Origin of the sequence: Bradyrhizobium sp. 172 (assembly GCF_023101065.1) — a bacterium.
Taxonomy (GTDB): domain Bacteria; phylum Pseudomonadota; class Alphaproteobacteria; order Rhizobiales; family Xanthobacteraceae; genus Bradyrhizobium; species Bradyrhizobium canariense_D.
Genome location: NZ_CP064701.1, coordinates 1,496,361 through 1,513,895, shown reverse-complemented (window position 1 = coordinate 1,513,895; position 17,535 = coordinate 1,496,361). Strand labels below are relative to the sequence as shown.

The following is a 17,535-nucleotide window of genomic DNA, read 5'->3' as shown; positions in this document are numbered from 1 at the left end:
TGTGTTCAACAATCGCGACGGCGGGCGGGGGCATCAGGATTTAACAGTGCGTTAATCGGCTTCGGCCAGAGTGCCCCGATTCGAGACAGATAGTAGTAGCGTGCGGGGAACACCATGGCTGCCAGTATTTTGATCGCCGACGACGACGCTGTAGCCCGCCGGCTGGTCGAAAACATGGTGCAGAAATGCGGCTATGAGACGATCGTGGTGGACTCCGGCGATGCGGCGATCGCCGCCCTCACCGCCCCCGACGCGGCCATCGACGGCGTCATCCTCGATCTCGTGATGCCCGGCCTCGACGGCATGGGCGTGCTGGCGAAAATCCGCGAAGCGGGTCTCAGCATCCCCGTCATCGTGCAGACGGCCCATGGCGGCATCGACAATGTGATCTCGGCGATGCGCGCGGGTGCGGCCGACTTCGTGGTCAAGCCGGTCGGCCTGGAGCGGCTCCAGGTCTCGCTTCGCAACGCGCTCAATTCGTCCGCGCTCAAGGGCGAACTGCAGCGCATCCGTCACAGCCGCGAAGGCCGGCTGACCTTCTCCGACATCATCACACGCGCCGAGGCGATGGCGGGCGTGATGCGCGCGGCGCAGAAAGCAACAAACTCCTCGATCCCGGTGCTGATCGAGGGCGAGTCCGGCGTCGGCAAGGAGATGTTCGCGCGTGCCATTCATGGCAGCGGCGAGCGCAAGGCCAAGCCGTTCGTCGCGGTCAATTGCGGCGCGATCCCCGACAACCTCGTCGAATCCATTCTGTTCGGTCACGAGAAGGGTGCCTTCACCGGCGCCACCGAACGCCACACCGGCAAGTTCGTCGAAGCTCATGGCGGCACGCTGTTCCTGGACGAGGTCAGCGAGCTGCCGCTGAGCGCGCAGGTCAAGCTGCTTCGCGCGCTCCAGGAAGGCGCGGTCGAGGCGGTCGGCGGCCGCAAACCCGTGAAGGTCGACGTCCGCATCATCTCGGCGACCAACCGCAGGCTGCTCGAGCGGGTCAAGCAGGGCCACTTCCGGGAAGACTTGTTCTATCGCCTGCACGTGCTGCCGCTGACGATCCCATCGCTGCGCGCCCGGCGCGAGGACATTCCGCATCTGCTCAGGCATTTCCTGGCGCGCTTTGCCGCCGAGGAGAACCGCCCCATCACCGGCATCAGCGGCGAGGCCGTTGCGCACCTTGCCCAGCTCGATTGGCCCGGCAACATTCGCCAGCTCGAAAACGCGGTCTATCGCGCCGTGGTGATGAGCGAGGGCGACCAGCTTGGCCTCGACGACTTCCCTCTGATCGCCTCGCAGCCGCATCCGGGAACAGACATTCCGACCGCGCCGCTGATGCTGGAGCCGATCGCGGCCCCCTCCGTGGTGTCAGGTAATGAAATACCGATCGCGCCGCTGCCCATGGCGGGTGCCCTCTCAATGCTGACCGCGACCGGCGACGTCCGGCCGCTGGAAGACATTGAGAACGAGATCATCCGTTTCGCGATCTCGCATTACCGCGGGCAGATGTCGGAGGTCGCCCGCCGCCTCAAAATCGGCCGGTCCACCCTCTACCGCAAACTCGATGAAGCCGGAGTTCCCGGCCATGGCGGCAAAAGCGGTGAGGAGACGCACTGAGCCGGACGCGAACGGCGGTTCGTCCGGGCGGAGCGATACGACTGTAAGCCGTTCGTATGACGACGGAATTCGACTGCGATTTGAACCGTGACTTGGAAGTGACAGACACAGGGAAAAGCGCGTGGCAGAAGCGCACAATCCGTTGCCAAGAGGCGTGCTTGAAGTCAGTTTGTCGTGAGTTGTCCCGGGTAGCGCTGGCTGCGAAATCGGGGCCTGTATATCGTCCGCGTAAGATTCGTCTGCGTAGGAATCGTTGCGTGCAGGCGTGCAACTTTCGAGAGGCCGGCGCGGTTTAGCCGAAGCTCAATAGGCGATAACGAAGCTGTTCCACGGGGGACAGTTCACCCGAGGGGTGCGACACAATGCGTGACTGTTTGAACCACCGTGCAGGCTTTGACCGTGTCTTGATCACGGTCGCGGCGACCTTCCTCACGGTATCGGCCAGCTCAGCCCTGGCGCAGGATCAGGCGCACAGCAGCGCTGCCGAGCTCGCGATCGAAGCCGCCATCCCGCGCCCCGAACCCGCAAACGTCCCGCCCCCGACCGCATCAGACATCAAGCTCGACACCACCGCCACGGTGGTGGACCCTGCTAAGGAGCCCGCCAAGGAACCCCTGAAGGCCGAATCCGCCCCCGCGCCGGACAAGGTCGAGACCAAGCCTTCCGACGTCGCCACCACGCCCGCCGCCGAGGCGACGAAGAGCGAGACGGCGAAGACTGAACCTGCCAAGACCGAACCTGCCAAGGCCGACACGGCGATCCCAACGCCGGCCGCGCCCGCCACCGCTGCGGCTCCGGCCTCGGAGCCGGTGAGGGCCGCGAGCAACGTTCCCGCGGCCGACCAGCCGGTCGCCGACAAGCTCAAGGACATCATTGGCGCAAAGGCCTCGCGCTATCTCGACCGTAAGAACGAACGCGCTGCGATCGAGAAGTTCTACGGTGCACGCGACTTCGCGCCGGTCTGGAGCCAGGGCGGCAGCCTGACCGCTGCGGCCAAGGGCGTGATCGCACGGCTGAAGGACGCGGCGTCCGACGGTCTCAATCCCGCCGATTACCCGGTGCCGGACTTCGCGGCCGCCACGACACCCGATACGCTCGCCGATGCCGAGCTCAAGCTCACCGCCAGCATGTTCGACTATGCGCGCCAGGCCCAGAGCGGCCGCATGCACTGGTCGCAGGTCAGCGGCGACATCCTCTATCCCGAGCATCCGGTCGATCCGAACGAGGTGCTCGCCAAGGTCACGACCGCGGCGGACGCCTCCGCGGCGCTCGACAGCTACAATCCGCCGCAAAAACTTTACAAGGAGCTGAAGGCGAAGCTCGCGGAGCTCCGCGGCCAGGGCAACGGCCCGGTGATCGAGATCGCCGATGGTCCGGCGCTGAAATACACCCCGGCCGGCAAGAAGCAGGCTGAAATCGTCGTTGAAGATCCGCGCGTGCCGCAGCTGCGCGCCAAGCTCGGCATCACCGAGAACGCCAGCGACACCCGCTATGACGCGGCGGTCGCCGAAGCCGTGCGCAAATTCCAGAACAGCGCCGAGCTCAAGGCGACCGGCATCCTCGACGACAAGACGGTGAGGGCGATCAACGCCCCGAAGCGCGACAAGCAGATCGACGTGGTGCTGGTGAACATGGAGCGCTGGCGCTGGCTGCCGCGCGACCTGGGCGCGCCCTCGCTGGGCGATGCCTATGTCATCCTCAACATTCCCGACTACACGTTGAAGGTGATGCAGCGCGGCCAACAGGTCTGGACCACCCGCGTCGTCACCGGCAAGCCCGGCACGCATGCGACCCCGCTGCTCACCGAGACGATGAAGTACATCACGGTCAATCCGACCTGGAACGTGCCGCCGTCGATCGTCTACAACGAATATCTGCCGGCGCTTCAGCAGGACCCGACAGTGCTCCAGCGCATGGGCCTCAAGCTCGAACAGAACCGCGATGGTTCGGTGCACATCTCGCAGCCGCCCGGTGAAGCCAACGCGCTCGGCCGCATCCGCTTCAATTTCCCCAACAAGTTCCTGGTCTATCAGCACGACACGCCGGACAAGAACCTGTTCGCCCGGGACGAACGCGCCTTCAGCCACGGCTGCATGCGCGTGCAGAACCCGGATCAGTACGCCTCGGTCCTGCTCAACATCGCGATGCCGAACGAGAAGTACACGCCGGAACGCATCCGCAGCATGTACGGCAAGAGCGAGATCGACCTGAAATTCCCGACCCCGATCCCGGTCAACATCACCTATCAGACCGCATTCGTGGACGATGGCGGCAAGCTGCAATTCCGCAAGGACGTCTATGGCCGCGACGCGACCATGATCAACATCCTGAAGAACGGTCGCGGCAAGGATCTCGAGAACGTCGTCGCGCACTCCCAGCCGAGCTATTCACGCCCGGCGACGACACTGCCGAACGGGGTGTTGGCGGCCAACAACGGCGGCTCGTCCGGGCCGAATTTCTTCGAGCGGCTGTTCGGAGCGCCCACCCCGCCGCCGGCCCCGGTCGGCCGCCGGCCGCAGCAGCAGCGGGTATTCACCCGCTGAGCCAGGCCGCCCGGCGCCTGATTTCCTGAAATTCTGCAGTAAAATCAGCGACCTCATCCTCTGGATGGGGTCGCTTAACGTTAACCATTCTCCACCTGACCTCAGGCAGCGGGCGTTTTTTTGCCACACTCACCCGGTTAGGTTCGCGATCTGACTTGGTTTGGGGGCGGGAAGGTCAACCTCGAATTAACCTTCTCGCTTTAACAAAGCGTTCATCCTCTTTCGCGCGCTAACGGGGTTAGCGGGAGAGTCCATTTTGAACGCTCGTCGACTGGGTGGGCTCTAACGTGCTGACTGGAATCGCACGCCAATTCGCTGTGCTGTCGTTGTCCCATGCGGGAGTGAAGGCCGGATCCAGAATCGGCCTCGCTGCCGTATTGCTGCTTGCTGCCGCGGGTTCAGTTCACAACGCCGCCGCGCTCAACGAGACCAAGACGCTCTCCTTCCACCACACCCATTCCGGCGAAGACCTCACCGTCACCTTCAAGCGCGACGGACGCTACGACGAAGCGGCGCTGAAGCAGCTCAACCACTTCCTGCGCGACTGGCGCAGCCAGGACGAGACGGTCATGGACCGTCACCTCTTCGACATCCTCTGGGAAGTCTACCGCGACGTCGACGGCAAGCAGCCGATCCAGATCATCTCCGCCTACCGCTCGCCCGCGACCAACTCCATGCTCCGCCGCCGCTCCTCCGGCGTGGCGCGCTTCAGCCAGCACATGCTGGGGCATGCGATGGACTTCTACATCCCGAACGTGCCGCTGGAGCAGATCCGCTTCGCCGGCCTGCGCCTCCAGCGCGGCGGCGTCGGCTTCTACCCGACCTCCGGCTCGCCGTTCGTACATCTCGACACCGGCAGCATCCGGCACTGGCCGCGCATGACGCATGACCAGCTCGCCCGGGTCTTCCCGGACGGACGCACCGTCCACCTCCCGACCGACGGCACGCCGTTGAAGGGTTATGAGCTCGCCAAGGCAGAGATCGAGCGGCGCGGCAGCGGCGAGGATTCCGGCAGCAAGTCGAATTTCTTTGCCGCCCTGTTCAAGGGCAAGTCGGCTCCGGCCGCGGCGAGCAACGACGAGGATGACGAGGGCGCGCCCGCCCCGTCCGCGAAGACTGTCGCGCCGACCGTGGTCGCCGCCGCGACCAAGCCGGCCGATCCGGTGCCGACGCCGCGCGCCAAGCCGTCAGTCGCGGCGACGATCCAGCTCGCCTCGGCCGATGCGCAGATCGTCGCGCTTGCCAAGCCGAAGCCGGCCCCCGTGGCTGACAAGCCGGCCGCCGGCAAATCTGCTGACGCCAAGCCCGAGACCCCCGCCGACATCATCAATGCCCGCGGCTTCTGGGATACCCCGACTGCGCCGCAGCAGGCGACGCCGGCCCAAATTGCTGCGCTGAAGGCACGGCAGGCGCTTGCCGCCGCCACCGATCCGCAGCCGACCGCGAGCGTGTCCAGCGCCGCCTATCAGGCGCTGGCCTACGCGCCGGCGTCCGCCTCCCCGGTCGACCGCGCCAATGTCGTCGCCGCCTCTGCGCCGATCCCGCGCTCCGCCCGTCCCGCCGCCGCATCGCGCAACGTTGCGCCCGCGACCGAGATCAACACGGTGGTCGGCAAGCGCATCGACGGCATGGTCGCAACCGCGACCCGGCTCTCCGCAGCCAAGGGCGAAAGCATCTGGCTCAAGATCGTGATGCTGTCGCCGAGCGCCAGCCGCGCGATGTCGGTCACGCTGATGGGCGAGCTCGACACCGCCGCAATGCGCGCCTACTTCGTCAAGCCGCAGTCCGTGATCGCCATGGGTTTTGCCGACGATCCGATGCAGGGCCTGTCCTGCGACAGTTTCTCGGGCACCGCCACCGCCAAACTCGAGACGACGTCCTTCGTCGTACGGACGGCTTCGCTGCGCTGACGTCTTCGCGCGCCGCTAACGCTTCCTCCGTCGATCCAGATGATACGTCAACGCCAGCAACAGGCAGACCGATAGGTCCTGCTTCGGCAGCTTGCCCGACACCGGCAACAGCAACGCCCTGGTCTGCCGATATTCGAACTGATCGGGAAAGCGTTCACGAAAGGTATCGACCAGCGTCGTCTTGCAGTTGAACAGAATCGCGGCGTGCGCGGAGTCCTTCAGGCGGCCGAGCCGGATCGTGCTGCCACTGCCGGTCTCTTCGGTCAGATAAGCAGGCTCGCCCCATTTCAACGTTTCGGTAAGACGGCCGATGCCTTCATGCGCCGCGGCGGCCGCGAAGATCAGCTCGCGTACCCAAAGCAGCCGCTTGCCGATCGACGCCGGAAAAGCATCGTAGGCACGGCTTACCTCGCGCGGCAGCGGCGGCGCAGTCACCGCGGTCTCCTTCGATCGGCATGGTGTCGCCCTGGCGAAAGCCAGGACGACACCGATAGCTCAGATCATCCCCAGTGCTTGCATGTAGGTCTCAAGGATCGTCTCGGCCTCGGCGCGCTCGTTCGGGTCCTGCTTGCGCATGCGCACGATGGTGCGCAGCGCCTTGACGTCGTAGCCGTTGCCCTTGGCCTCGGCGAATACGTCGCGGATGTCGTCGGAGATCGCCTTCTTCTCTTCCTCCAACCGCTCGATGCGCTCGATGATGGACTTGAGCTGGTCCTTGGCAAATTTCGTCGCGGGCTCGTCGTCGCGGACGGCGGCGGAGGTGGCCATCTTGGTACTCCCAATGGAACTGGCAAAACGAGGTGACGCCGGCATCCTCACCGCGCGTGCTGGTTAGACCCTTAGGGTTCGGACCTCTCGCGTTCAAGGCAGCATCGCGCTCGTCCACAGCGCGCCCACACCTTCCTGCGGCGTGTCGAAGAAAGCGGTTGTGTGATGCGACTCAAAGGCACCGCATATCAGGCTGCCGGCGAGGCCGTTCAGTGCCCCGGATGAACCTTCTTCATGGCATCGAGCTGCTCAGGCGTGGCCGCGCCCTGGTATTTCGACTTCCAGGCCTCATAGGGCATGCCATAGACGGCTTCCCGGCTCTCATCCTTGCTCAAGGCGACGCCTTGGGCGTCGGCGGCGTCCTTGAGCCAGTTGGACAGGCAGTTGCGGCAGAAGCCTGCGAGGTTCATCAGGTCGATGTTCTGGACGTCCGTCCGCGTCTTCAAATGATCGACCAGGCGCCGGAAAGCGGCAGCCTCGAGTTCCGTTCTGGTTTTGTCGTCAATTGCCATGGCTGGATCCCTCGGCTTTGCGAATTGGCTGTGACCTGGATGGGTCACCCTTACGAGATCAGGTGGGGCCTGTCACAGATTTTGCCATATCGCGGCGCAAACGGGCGCGAAGCCGGCTTCAGGCAGTTCCTGGGCCCTACGCCAAATCGTCAATGATCTGATATAGCTTCCGCGACAATGATCGCCGAATCTCCCCGCTCCCGCCTTCGCCTGCTCGCCCGGTTGGTCCCGGTGCTGGTGGTTGGCCTGCTGTACCTCTGGGCCAGCCCGGCTTCCGCCGATTTCCGGCTCTGCAACAACACATCGAGCCGGGTCGGCATCGCGCTCGGCTACAAGGATGCCGAGGGCTGGACCACCGAAGGCTGGTGGAACATCTCGTCGCGCTCCTGCGAGACCCTGCTGCGCGGAACTCTGGTGGCCCGCTTCTATTACATCTACGCCATCGACTATGACCGCGGCGGCGAATGGTCGGGCCAGGCTTTCATGTGCTCGCGCGATAAGGAGTTCACCATCCGCGGCACCGAGGATTGCCTTGCGCGCGGCTATGACCGGACCGGCTATTTCGAGGTCGATACCGGCGAGCAGCGGGCCTGGACGGTGCAGCTCACCGATGCCAACGAACAGCCGTCAAAGCAGCAGCGCGTGCCAGGCCTCCCCGGCCCTGTTGGCCCGGGGGTCCCGGGTTTGCCCAATGGCCCGCCCGGTGGTACGCCCCCCGCCGCGCCTGGCCTCCCGCCAGCTCCCTCGCCCCCGTCTGGAAATAAGCCATGAGGCGTCTTCGCCGTATCAAGATTCTCGCGACCCTTGGACCCGCTTCTTCGGACCTCGCGATGATCCGCCGCCTGTTCGAGGCCGGCGCCGACCTCTTCCGCATCAACATGAGCCACACCCCGCATGACAAGATGCGCGAGCTGGTGGCGACGATCCGCAACGTCGAGAGCAGTTATGGAAGGCCGATCGGCATTCTGGTCGATCTCCAGGGGCCAAAGCTCCGGCTCGGTGCCTTCGCCGAAGGCGCGGTCCAGCTCCAGAATGGCCAGACCTTCACGCTCGATTCCGACAAGGCGCCGGGCGACACCACCCGCGTCCAGCTCCCGCATCCGGAGATCCTGGCCGCGCTGCGGCCGGGCCACGCGCTGCTGCTCGACGACGGCAAGGTGCGGCTGATCGCCGAGGAGACCTCGAAGGAGCACGCGGTGACGCGCGTCGTGGTCGGCGGCCGGATGTCCGACCGCAAAGGCGTCAGCCTGCCCGACACCGACCTGCCGGTCTCGGCGATGACGCCGAAGGACCGCGCCGATCTCGAAGCGGCGCTGGTCACCGGCGTCGACTGGATCGCGCTGTCCTTCGTGCAGCGCGCCGACGACGTGCTCGAGGCCAAGAAGATGATCCGCGGCCGTGCGGCGGTGATGGCCAAGATCGAGAAGCCGCAGGCGATCGATCGCCTCGCCGACATCATCGACGCCTCCGACGCCCTGATGGTGGCGCGCGGCGACCTCGGCGTCGAGCTGCCGCTGGAACGCGTGCCGAGCCTGCAGAAGCAGATGACGCGCATGGCGCGGCGCGCCGGCAAGCCGGTGGTGATCGCGACCCAGATGCTGGAATCGATGATCCAGTCGCCGGTGCCGACCCGCGCCGAGGTCTCCGACGTCGCCACCGCCGTCTACGAAGGTGCCGACGCCATCATGCTGTCGGCGGAATCGGCGGCCGGCAAATTCCCGGTCGAGGCCGTCTCGACCATGAATCGCATCGGCGAGGAGGTCGAGCGCGACCCGATTTATCGCTCCGTCATCACCGCACAGCGCCCGGCCCCGGAAGCCACCGCCGGCGATGCCATCGCGGACGCTGCGCGGCAGATCGCCGAGACGCTCGACCTGCCGGCCCTGATCTGCTGGACCAGTTCGGGATCGACCGCCGTGCGCGTGGCGCGCGAGCGGCCGAAGCCGCCGATCGTGGCGATCACGCCGAATGTCGCGGCGGGACGCCGGCTGTCGGTCGTCTGGGGCATACATTGCGTGGTGGCAGAAGATGCGCGCGACCAGGACGACATGGTGAGCCGCGCCGGCCAGATCGCGTTCCGCGACGGCTTCGTCCGGGCGGGCCAGCGCGTGATCATCGTCGCCGGCGTGCCGCTCGGCATCCCCGGCACCACCAACATGGTGCGCATCGCCTCGGTCGGCCCCGAGGGCGAAGCGAATATCTAGCTCCGCCGGCACCCGGCAAACAAAAAATGTCGAAAACAACCCCATGCACAGTAGCCGGCGGGTCCGGCGGATGTGCTGAGGTTTTTTGAAAAGGCGAGCTCGAGCAACGGCCTGGGCGCGATCAGGTCCGCCGGTCGATCAGGATGACGTTTTAGGCCCCAACCAGCGCTTTCGCCGTCGGCAGCAGCGTCTGCTGCACGACGAGCCCCCTGGCGCGGGCGTCCATGACGCCGACCGCGCGGAGCGCCAGCAGCGTCACGGTCTGCACGGCATCGCGCATCCTGGCGGGATCGTCGAGATTGTCCGGCGCGAGCGGTCCGACCAGGGCCTCGTGCAGCGCGCCGAGCAGCGCGGTGGCAGCAAGGGCCGTGTCCTGCGCCGGCAGGTGGCCGGCGCGCACGGCGGCGTCGATCCGCGAGGCCATCTCGCCCGCGATCTCGCGCCGGCTGGCGAGACGTGAAGCGCTGACATCGACATCGACCGGCTCGGCCAGGATGCCCCAGGCGAGCCTGCGCTGTGACAGGGTATGGACAGCCACGGTGGTGACCGCCGCCGCCAGCGCCGAGGACGGCCCCGGCGCGGCATCGGCGGCTCGCCGGATCGCCGTGAGCTCGTCGCGGGAGACTTCGGCAATCAACTCGGAGATCAAATCGGCCTTGGAGGGGAAGTAGCGGTAGACCGTACCCGCAGCGACGCCGGCGCGAACCGCGACTGGCGCAATCTGCACCGCCGCCATCCCGCCTTCCGCCGCCGCCTCCCGCGCCGCCGCCAGTATCGCACTGCGCCGGGCCGCAAGGCGCTTCACCACTTGATGCGTCCGCCGATAAACCATGGCGCGCTTCCTGTCCCACACGCCGGTCGCACGCCTTGCGGCCGAACGCTTCGTCACTGATATCGCAAATCGCCCCGCAAGGACTGAACAACTATTCAGAGTGGATGACAAGGTGCAAATGCATGAAGCGTCACGCAAAAAAAACGCGAGCTCAAACAGCTAAAAACGTCGCGAACTGCTTTGGTGAAGGGGTAACCACGATCGTTACCGCCATCTTAAACCTGCTCCGCGACTGTGCTGCGGTATCGCGATCCCACCTCGGTGCAGCATGGTCGACACGGACGCCCGGACCGCCTGGCAGCTCTTCCACCTGAACTGGCTTCCCATCGCAGCCATGGGCAGCCTGCTGGCGCTGGGCCTCGCCTTCACCGGCCTGAGCCTCGAACCAGTCGCCTATTGGGTGACGCTGGCAGTTGCTGCAGTCTTGCTCGCGCTGGCCTATGGCCACCGCATCGTCAAAGGCGAGCTTGCCGACCCGAAGCTGCTGTTTTCGCTCGGAACGATCGGACAGATCATTCTCACCTGCGCCATCGTCGGACCGCTCAGCTATGTCGCGGCTAAGCTGAACTGGCCGCTGCAGGACCAGGCGCTGCTTGCGATCGACCGTGCACTCGGCCTCGATCCCGAACCGATCGCGCGATACGTCAACGACCATCCCTGGCTCGCGGACTGCCTGGCTCGCGGATATGGGCTGATCAAATTGCCGCTGCTCGGCATTCCCGTCGTGCTGGCACTGACGGCGCACTATATGCGGCTGCAATTGTTCATGCTCGCGATGAGCCTCGCGCTCGCGGTCACCATCGCGATCTCCGCCGTCGTGCCCGCGATCGGCACCTATTGGGGGCTGCAGCTGTCCGCCGCGCATTTTCCCGAAATCAACACCGCGGTCTATGCCGGGCAGTTGCGCGACATCCTCGCGCTTCGCGACGGTAGCCTGCACGAGCTCCAGTTGTTCTTCCTCGCCGGCGTTGTCTCGTTTCCGAGCTTCCACGCCGCATCCGCCGTGCTCTACATGTGGGCGCTGTGGCCGGTGCGCGGCCTCGGCGGCATCGCGGCTGCGCTCAATCTGCTGATGATTGCGGCAACACCGGTGATCGGCGCGCATTACGTCATCGACGTCGCCGGCGGAATCGCAGTCGCCGCAGCGTCGATCTGGGCGGCGAAATTCTATCTCGAATGGCACCGCCGCGCGCAGCAAACGTCTGCCGCGCCTGCGCCGTCGGCGGTCTGGCAGCCCGGCCTCGCGGAATGACAGCCGACAAGTTGCCCTAGGGTCCGCGCGTAGCGGCGTGCCCGCCGGCAACTTTCAATGTTCAATGTTCTCGACGGTGGGAACGCCTGCGCTTTCGGAGCCGCGGCAGACGCTTTGCCGCCCTACAAGCTTGCTACAGCTTCACGACTTCCCAGATCCGGAAATCGTCCGCCAAAAGAAAAGAGCCCCGTCAAGGACGGGGCTCTTTGAATTCGCGATTCGTACAGCGTTACTTGAGGCTGCTCGAGATCGAGGTGAACTTGGCGTTCAACGTGGTGCCCAGGTTATTGACGACAGTGATGATCGCCAGCGCAATGCCGGCGGCGATCAGACCGTATTCAATAGCGGTGGCGCCGGATTCATCTTTCGCAAAACGCGCAACGAGGTTCTTCATAAAGAGCTCCAAATGAGTACACGAGGCTACAACTGATCTGGTCTTTTGGGCTTCCCAGCGCCGCTTGACCATGGAACCGAACGTAGAGGCAAAGAATTGCGCCGCAGTTAATTCGACTGCGGAAACACAGAGCGGTTTGCGTGTATGCGTCGATGGTAAACCGAAATCTAAAACGATCCGTTAAATTGTCGAGACATCAAGCCGGCCCCGCCTCACCGGTTTACCCGGAATTATGACCGCCGTGGTCCAATGTCGATCGCTCGGCACAACGACAAAAACACCAGGACGACGAGGCGGCATGTCCCTTTCCTTTGCCAACAGCATCACGGTGCAGGGTCGTGCGCGAGCCCTGGTGCCGCTGTGCGTCGGTGCGAGCGCCTATCTCTTCTTCGTGTATGTCGGCGACACGCTGCTTCAGGACTCCGACTCGCTCTGGCAGATCAAGATCGGACAATGGATCCTCGATCACCAGGCGCTTCCCTACACGGACTTCTATTCCTTCACCCGTCCGGGGGCGCCCTGGGTTTCGACCTCATGGCTGTCGCAGGTCCTGTTCGCCCTCTCCTATGCGCAATGGGATTGGGCCGGCCCGGTGATCCTCACCGCGCTTGCGGTCGCATTGTCGGCGGCGATGCTGGTCGGCCTGCTCGAGGCCCATCTGGAAATTCCGCGAGCGGTCCTGTTCGCGATGTTCGCGCTGTTGCTGTCGCTGCACCACGTTCTGGCGCGGCCACACATGCTGGCGCTGCCCGTGATGATCGCGTGGGTCGGCGTATTGATGGCCGCAGCCGACCGCAAGGGCGCCCCGTCATGGTACTGGCTGCCGCTAATGTCCCTGTGGTCGAACCTGCATGGCGGCTTCGTGCTGGGCCTGGCGCTGATCGGCCCGATGTCATTTGTGGCGCTCTGGGGCATGGAGTCCGGCAAGCAGGTCCGACTGCTGTCGCGCTGGTTCCTGTTCGGTGTTGCGGCACTCGCCGCAAGCTGCGTCACGCCTTATGGCTGGCGCACATTGCTCGGCGCGATCAACATCCTCAATCTGGGCGAGCTGCTGACGATCATCTCCGAGTGGGCGCCCGCGAACTTCGCCTCCTTCAACGCATTCGAAGGCGCGCTGTTCGGCCTGATTGCGATCGGGCTGTATCGCGGCCTGACGCTCTCGCCCCCGCGTATTCTTCTGATCCTGCTTCTGACCTGGATGGCGCTCACCCACGTCAGGAGCATCGAGGCCTTCGCCTTCCTGGTGCCGCTGGTACTGGCCAAGCCCCTCGGCGAACGGTCTGCGCTGCCGCAGCCTGGCACGCAGGGCGGCGAGAGTTGGGCTGCCCGTTACGTCACCGCGACAGGCGCGCTGATGATCGTGGCCGCAGGCTGGACCTCGACCTCACTCTACATGGCGCATCACCGCTTCACCTTCACGATGGATCAGACACCGGTCGCCGCCGTCGATCTGCTCGAGAAACGCAAGGCGCAACGCATCTTCAACGCCTACCAGTTCGGCGGCTATCTGATCTCGCGTGACATCCCGGTCTTCATCGACGGCCGCGCCGAGCTCTACGGCGAAACCTTCGCCATGGACGTCTTCAAGGCCGTGGAGCTCAAGAAGCTCGACAGTCTGACGCGGCTGCTCGACGCGTACCAGATCGACGCCACGCTCATGGTCGCGGACGCACCGGCCGCCCAGGTGCTGGACCACATCAAGGGCTGGAAGCGGCTCTACGCGGACAACATCGCCGTGATCCACGTGCGAACCGGCGGCACAGAGGCCGGCGCGATGCCGGAAGCGGAGTCCTCGAGGGAAGCCGTCAAGTGAGCGCGTCAGCTCAGCAGCCGATATCCGGTCCATCGCGCCGCTGGATCGGAATTCCTCTCGTGATGCTGCCAGCGTTTTCGATCGCAACGCTCTTCGCCTGGGGCGTCCTGATCTCCACCTTCACCCATCCCGGTTGGATCGGGCTGAACCACGTCGCTCCCGGCACCGACTGGATGGTGTTTTACGGCGCCGTCAAATCGTCGCTCGCCGGCAATCTTGCGCTGGTCACCGATGGTGACGCGTTCACGGCCTATCTCAACCAGTCGTTCGCATCATGGCTCACGGTGCCTCTGGAGTTCCGTCCATGGTTCTATCCGCCCGGCTTCCTCGTTCTGCTGCTGCCATTCGCGCCGCTTGGCTTCATCGGCTCCTATGTCGCATTCCAGGCCGCGACCGCAGGCTTCCTGGCCTGGGCGCTTCGCAACCGGTCCGATCAGCCGCAACTGAAGCCCTACATCATCGCGGCCGTGCTGGTCTCGCCATCGGCATCTCTCAACCTGGCCGATGGACAATGCGCCTTTCTCGTTGCCGCACTGCTGGTCGCGGGCGTCAGGCTGCTCGGACCGCGACCGCTCCTGGCCGGGGCAATCCTCGGGCTGCTGAGTTTCAAGCCGCAATTCTTCCTGCTCGTCCCGCTCGCGCTAATGGGGGCGCGCCGCTATGGCAGCCTGTGCGCTGCTGCATGCTCGGCATTCGCATTGGCGGCTGCAAGTGCCATGATTTTTGGCGTCGAATTGTGGCTCTGGTGGATACCGCAGGCGTACAACAATCTGGTCAGCCCCGACGCGAAATGGCTGGCCTATGGCCGCATCTGGGGTCACAGCGTGTGGGCCTGCGCGATGCTGCTAGGCCTGCCGGAGCGGCTGGCCTCCATCCTGCAGCTGGCCGCGATCCTTTCGAGCGCGGCGGCAACGTTCGCGGTCTTTCGCTCCTCGCTCCGTACCAACAACAAGCTGATCGTACTGCTTGCGGCAACCGTGCTGGCAGCCCCGCATTCGGGCCCTTATGACGCGACGCTGCTGACGGTCGCCGTCGTGCTGTGGCTTGCCGCATCGATCGATGCTCCACGCTTTCGCGACTGGCTGATCGGGCTCGGCATCTGGATGGTGCCGTTGCTCAGCCCGGCGGTGTATATTCCGGCGGGACGACTATCGCCGCTCCTCATCGTCGCTCTCATCGGCGTCGTGTTCGGCGCGTTGCGCAGTCCGGCAGGGTCTGGCGAGCCGGCAATGTCGCCGCATTCCTGAATCCAATCTGCGGCTGGCGATGCGGGCGCCGAAGTGATGACGCAAACTCCGGAGCGTGTGCCACCACTTCTAGCGTGATTGGCGAGAGATGGTGGGCCCGGCGCTTAGGCACCTTTGCCTGCCGTACTTCTGAGTTTCCAGTGCAACTGCATCAAAATCGTCAATGCGAGCGCAGTGAAGCAAATCCAGACTGTCACCGCGGATCTATTCTGGATTTCTTCGCTGCGCTCGCAATGACGGGCGCTGAGTTGGCACCACCCGCAAATCACCATCACCAACAAAAAACGCGGCGTTTCCGCCGCGTTTTTCAATTCGATCTGCCGTACGCGATTACGCCTGCGGCTGCGGCTCCAGGCCGGGATCCGGATCGGGTCGCGGGCGCGACTTGCCGGCCGGCGGCACGGCCGAGGCGCGCGGTGTGGTCGGCTCGAGCACGGATTCGCGGTTCGGCTTCTTGCCCTTGAGCAGGTCGATGATCTCGTCGCCGGAGAGCGTCTCGAATTCGAGCAGGCCCTTGGCGAGAGCTTCGAGATCGGCGCGCTTCTCGGTGAGAATACGCGTTGCCTCGTTATAGCCTTCTTCGACGAAGCGCCGGATCTCGGTATCGATCTTCTGAACCGTCGCTTCCGATGCGTTCTGGGTGCGCGACACCGACATGCCCAGGAAAACCTCGTCCTGATTCTCGCCGTAGGACACGGTACCGAGCGCCTCGGACAGGCCCCAGCGCGTCACCATCATGCGCGCCAGACGCGTCGCCTGTTCGATGTCGGACGACGCACCCGAGGTTACCTTCTCGCGACCGAAGATCAGCTCTTCGGCGACGCGGCCACCCATCATGATGGCAAGGCGCGAGGTCATCTGCTCCAGCGACATCGACAGCTTGTCACGCTCGGGCAACTGCATGACCATACCCAGCGCACGCCCGCGCGGAATGATGGTCGCCTTGTGGATCGGATCGGTCGCGACGACGTTGAGGCCGACGATGGCGTGGCCGCCCTCGTGATAGGCCGTCAGCAGCTTCTCTTCCTCGGTCATGACGAGCGACTTGCGCTCGGCGCCCATCATCACCTTGTCCTTGGCTTCCTCGAACTCGGCCTGGGTCACCATCCGCTTGTTGCGGCGGGCGGCGGTGAGCGCGGCTTCGTTGACGAGGTTCATCAGGTCGGCGCCGGAGAAACCCGGGGTGCCGCGCGCGATGGTCTTGAGGTTGATATCCGGCGCCAGCGGCACCTTGCGGACGTGGACCTTGAGGATCTGCTCGCGGCCGACGACGTCCGGGTTGGGCACCACGACCTGACGGTCGAAGCGGCCGGGACGCAGCAGCGCGGGATCGAGCACGTCGGGACGGTTGGTCGCGGCGATCAGGATCACGCCCTCGTTGGCCTCGAAGCCGTCCATCTCGACCAGCAACTGGTTCAGCGTCTGCTCGCGCTCGTCATTGCCGCCGCCGAGGCCGGCGCCACGGTGACGACCGACGGCGTCGATTTCGTCGATGAAGATGATGCAGGGCGCGTTCTTCTTAGCCTGCTCGAACATGTCGCGGACGCGGCTGGCGCCGACGCCGACGAACATCTCGACGAAGTCAGAACCCGAAATGGTGAAGAACGGCACGTTGGCTTCGCCCGCGACCGCACGCGCGATCAGGGTCTTGCCGGTGCCGGGAGGTCCGACCAGCAGCACGCCGCGCGGAATTCGGCCGCCGAGGCGCTGGAATTTGCCGGGGTCGCGCAGGAATTCGACGATCTCCTGCAGGTCCTGCTTGGCCTCGTCGACGCCCGCGACGTCCTCGAAGGTGACGCGGCCATGCGCTTCAGTCAGCATTTTTGCGCGCGACTTGCCGAAGCCCATCGCCTTGCCGGCGCCGCCCTGCATCTGCCGCGACAGGAATATCCACACGCCGATCAGCGCGATGAAGGGCAGCCAGGAGACCAGCAGCGAGACGAACCACGGCACGTTGTCGCCGGGCGGCTTCGCGGTGATCTGCACCTTGCTGTCATAGAGGCGCTTCACGAGCGTCGGATCGCTCGGCGCATAGGTCTGGAAGCTCGAGCCGTTGGTGAAGGTGCCGTGAATGTCCGGCCCCTGGATTACGACGTCGCGCACATTGCCGCGGTCAACCTCGCTCAGGAGCTGGGAGAAGGCGATGTCCTGCGAGGAGGCGCGCTGACCCGGATTCTGGAAGAGCGTGAACAACGCCAACAGCAGCAGGACAATGATGACCCAGAGGGCGAAATTGCGCAGATTGGCGTTCATCGATCTTCCTTCGTGGTCGCGCGGATCGCGGCCTGAGCCTTGGGCAGTTATTTGGGCAGCGCGAGGAAATCCCCAAGGAATCCTCTCGGTTAGACGCATACAATCTAGGTGTCGCTCCGGTCGCTGCCAAGGGAACGAGATGGGACTATTTAGCCCATCTTAGTCCGATTCCCGCTGAAATAATGGCGCCCGGATCCGG

14 protein-coding genes are annotated in these 17,535 nt (G+C 64.8%); 8 read left to right on the top strand and 6 right to left on the bottom strand.

Annotated features, from left to right (window positions below; translation table 11 throughout):
• The first annotated feature begins 114 nt into the window (after positions 1-114).
• The 3 genes from IVB07_RS07190 to IVB07_RS07180 all read left to right on the top strand — a co-directional run bounded on the left by IVB07_RS07190 (position 115) and on the right by IVB07_RS07180 (position 6,061).
• Complete coding sequence (locus IVB07_RS07190; protein ID WP_018453808.1) at positions 115-1,608, top strand: sigma-54 dependent transcriptional regulator; 1,494 nt, start codon at positions 115-117, stop codon at positions 1,606-1,608.
• Between the two features lie 362 nt (positions 1,609-1,970).
• Positions 1,971-4,151: a L,D-transpeptidase family protein gene (locus IVB07_RS07185; protein ID WP_026232599.1), complete on the top strand. Its 2,181-nt coding sequence runs from the start codon at positions 1,971-1,973 to the stop codon at positions 4,149-4,151.
• A 275-nt stretch (positions 4,152-4,426) separates the two neighbouring features.
• Complete coding sequence (locus IVB07_RS07180) at positions 4,427-6,061, top strand: DUF882 domain-containing protein (protein WP_026232598.1); 1,635 nt, start codon at positions 4,427-4,429, stop codon at positions 6,059-6,061.
• A 15-nt stretch (positions 6,062-6,076) separates the two neighbouring features.
• Here IVB07_RS07180 and IVB07_RS07175 read toward each other — a convergent pair whose 3' ends face one another.
• From IVB07_RS07175 to IVB07_RS07165, 3 genes are all read right to left on the bottom strand, one after another.
• Positions 6,077-6,496 carry a hypothetical protein gene (locus tag IVB07_RS07175; protein WP_018453805.1) on the bottom strand — a complete coding sequence of 140 codons (420 nt, stop codon included), beginning with the start codon at positions 6,494-6,496 and terminating at the stop codon, positions 6,077-6,079.
• A gap of 60 nt (positions 6,497-6,556) precedes the next feature.
• Positions 6,557-6,829, bottom strand: a complete 273-nt coding sequence (locus IVB07_RS07170; protein WP_007596286.1) for a DUF2312 domain-containing protein — start codon at positions 6,827-6,829, stop codon at positions 6,557-6,559.
• Positions 6,830-7,038: 209 nt separating this feature from the next.
• Positions 7,039-7,341: a DUF1244 domain-containing protein gene (locus tag IVB07_RS07165; protein ID WP_007596287.1), complete on the bottom strand. Its 303-nt coding sequence runs from the start codon at positions 7,339-7,341 to the stop codon at positions 7,039-7,041.
• 177 nt (positions 7,342-7,518) lie between these two features.
• Here IVB07_RS07165 and IVB07_RS07160 point away from each other — a divergent pair, with 177 nt between their 5' ends.
• Positions 7,519-8,112: a DUF1036 domain-containing protein gene (locus IVB07_RS07160; RefSeq protein WP_018453803.1), complete on the top strand. Its 594-nt coding sequence runs from the start codon at positions 7,519-7,521 to the stop codon at positions 8,110-8,112.
• Positions 8,109-9,545 carry a pyruvate kinase gene (pyk, locus tag IVB07_RS07155; RefSeq protein ID WP_026232597.1) on the top strand — a complete coding sequence of 479 codons (1,437 nt, stop codon included), beginning with the start codon at positions 8,109-8,111 and terminating at the stop codon, positions 9,543-9,545. Before IVB07_RS07160 ends, pyk begins: the two co-directional genes overlap by 4 nt.
• Before the next feature lie 151 nt (positions 9,546-9,696).
• Here the strand turns inward: pyk and IVB07_RS07150 are convergent, their stop codons facing one another.
• On the bottom strand, positions 9,697-10,377 hold the full coding sequence (locus IVB07_RS07150; RefSeq protein ID WP_026232596.1) for a TetR/AcrR family transcriptional regulator: 681 nt from the start codon (positions 10,375-10,377) through the stop codon (positions 9,697-9,699).
• Between the two features lie 268 nt (positions 10,378-10,645).
• Between IVB07_RS07150 and IVB07_RS07145 the strand changes: the two genes are divergently transcribed.
• Positions 10,646-11,629, top strand: a complete 984-nt coding sequence (locus tag IVB07_RS07145) for a phosphatase PAP2 family protein (RefSeq protein ID WP_018453800.1) — start codon at positions 10,646-10,648, stop codon at positions 11,627-11,629.
• A gap of 229 nt (positions 11,630-11,858) precedes the next feature.
• Here IVB07_RS07145 and IVB07_RS07140 read toward each other — a convergent pair whose 3' ends face one another.
• Entirely contained in the window at positions 11,859-12,023 is a 165-nt protein-coding gene (locus tag IVB07_RS07140) for a Flp family type IVb pilin (RefSeq protein ID WP_007614256.1), read from the bottom strand.
• A gap of 298 nt (positions 12,024-12,321) precedes the next feature.
• Between IVB07_RS07140 and IVB07_RS07135 the strand changes: the two genes are divergently transcribed.
• Together IVB07_RS07135 and IVB07_RS07130 are read left to right on the top strand one after the other, a co-directional pair.
• Positions 12,322-13,836, top strand: coding sequence for a hypothetical protein (locus IVB07_RS07135; RefSeq protein WP_085394682.1), 1,515 nt, complete (start codon positions 12,322-12,324; stop codon positions 13,834-13,836).
• Between the two features lie 62 nt (positions 13,837-13,898).
• Complete coding sequence (locus IVB07_RS07130) at positions 13,899-15,083, top strand: glycosyltransferase family 87 protein (protein ID WP_247767528.1); 1,185 nt, start codon at positions 13,899-13,901, stop codon at positions 15,081-15,083.
• 330 nt (positions 15,084-15,413) lie between these two features.
• Here the strand turns inward: IVB07_RS07130 and ftsH are convergent, their stop codons facing one another.
• A complete protein-coding gene (ftsH, locus tag IVB07_RS07125; protein ID WP_007596301.1) occupies positions 15,414-17,336 on the bottom strand; it encodes an ATP-dependent zinc metalloprotease FtsH in 1,923 nt (640 codons plus the stop codon).
• Positions 17,337-17,535 lie beyond the last annotated feature (199 nt).

What these genes read in the sequence shown, in the direction of transcription:
- pyk (WP_026232597.1), top strand. Translation starts at nt 8,109, where the DNA reads ATGAGGCGTCTTCGCCGTATCAAGATTCTCGCGACCCTTGGACCCGCT.
- IVB07_RS07150 (WP_026232596.1), bottom strand. Translation starts at nt 10,377, where the DNA reads ATGGTTTATCGGCGGACGCATCAAGTGGTGAAGCGCCTTGCGGCCCGG.
- IVB07_RS07140 (WP_007614256.1), bottom strand. Translation starts at nt 12,023, where the DNA reads ATGAAGAACCTCGTTGCGCGTTTTGCGAAAGATGAATCCGGCGCCACC.
- ftsH (WP_007596301.1), bottom strand. Translation starts at nt 17,336, where the DNA reads ATGAACGCCAATCTGCGCAATTTCGCCCTCTGGGTCATCATTGTCCTG.
- IVB07_RS07170 (WP_007596286.1), bottom strand. Translation starts at nt 6,829, where the DNA reads ATGGCCACCTCCGCCGCCGTCCGCGACGACGAGCCCGCGACGAAATTT.
- IVB07_RS07130 (WP_247767528.1), top strand. Translation starts at nt 13,899, where the DNA reads ATGCTGCCAGCGTTTTCGATCGCAACGCTCTTCGCCTGGGGCGTCCTG.
- IVB07_RS07185 (WP_026232599.1), top strand. Translation starts at nt 1,971, where the DNA reads ATGCGTGACTGTTTGAACCACCGTGCAGGCTTTGACCGTGTCTTGATC.
- IVB07_RS07145 (WP_018453800.1), top strand. Translation starts at nt 10,646, where the DNA reads ATGGTCGACACGGACGCCCGGACCGCCTGGCAGCTCTTCCACCTGAAC.
- IVB07_RS07165 (WP_007596287.1), bottom strand. Translation starts at nt 7,341, where the DNA reads ATGGCAATTGACGACAAAACCAGAACGGAACTCGAGGCTGCCGCTTTC.
- IVB07_RS07135 (WP_085394682.1), top strand. Translation starts at nt 12,322, where the DNA reads ATGTCCCTTTCCTTTGCCAACAGCATCACGGTGCAGGGTCGTGCGCGA.
- IVB07_RS07160 (WP_018453803.1), top strand. Translation starts at nt 7,519, where the DNA reads ATGATCGCCGAATCTCCCCGCTCCCGCCTTCGCCTGCTCGCCCGGTTG.
- IVB07_RS07190 (WP_018453808.1), top strand. Translation starts at nt 115, where the DNA reads ATGGCTGCCAGTATTTTGATCGCCGACGACGACGCTGTAGCCCGCCGG.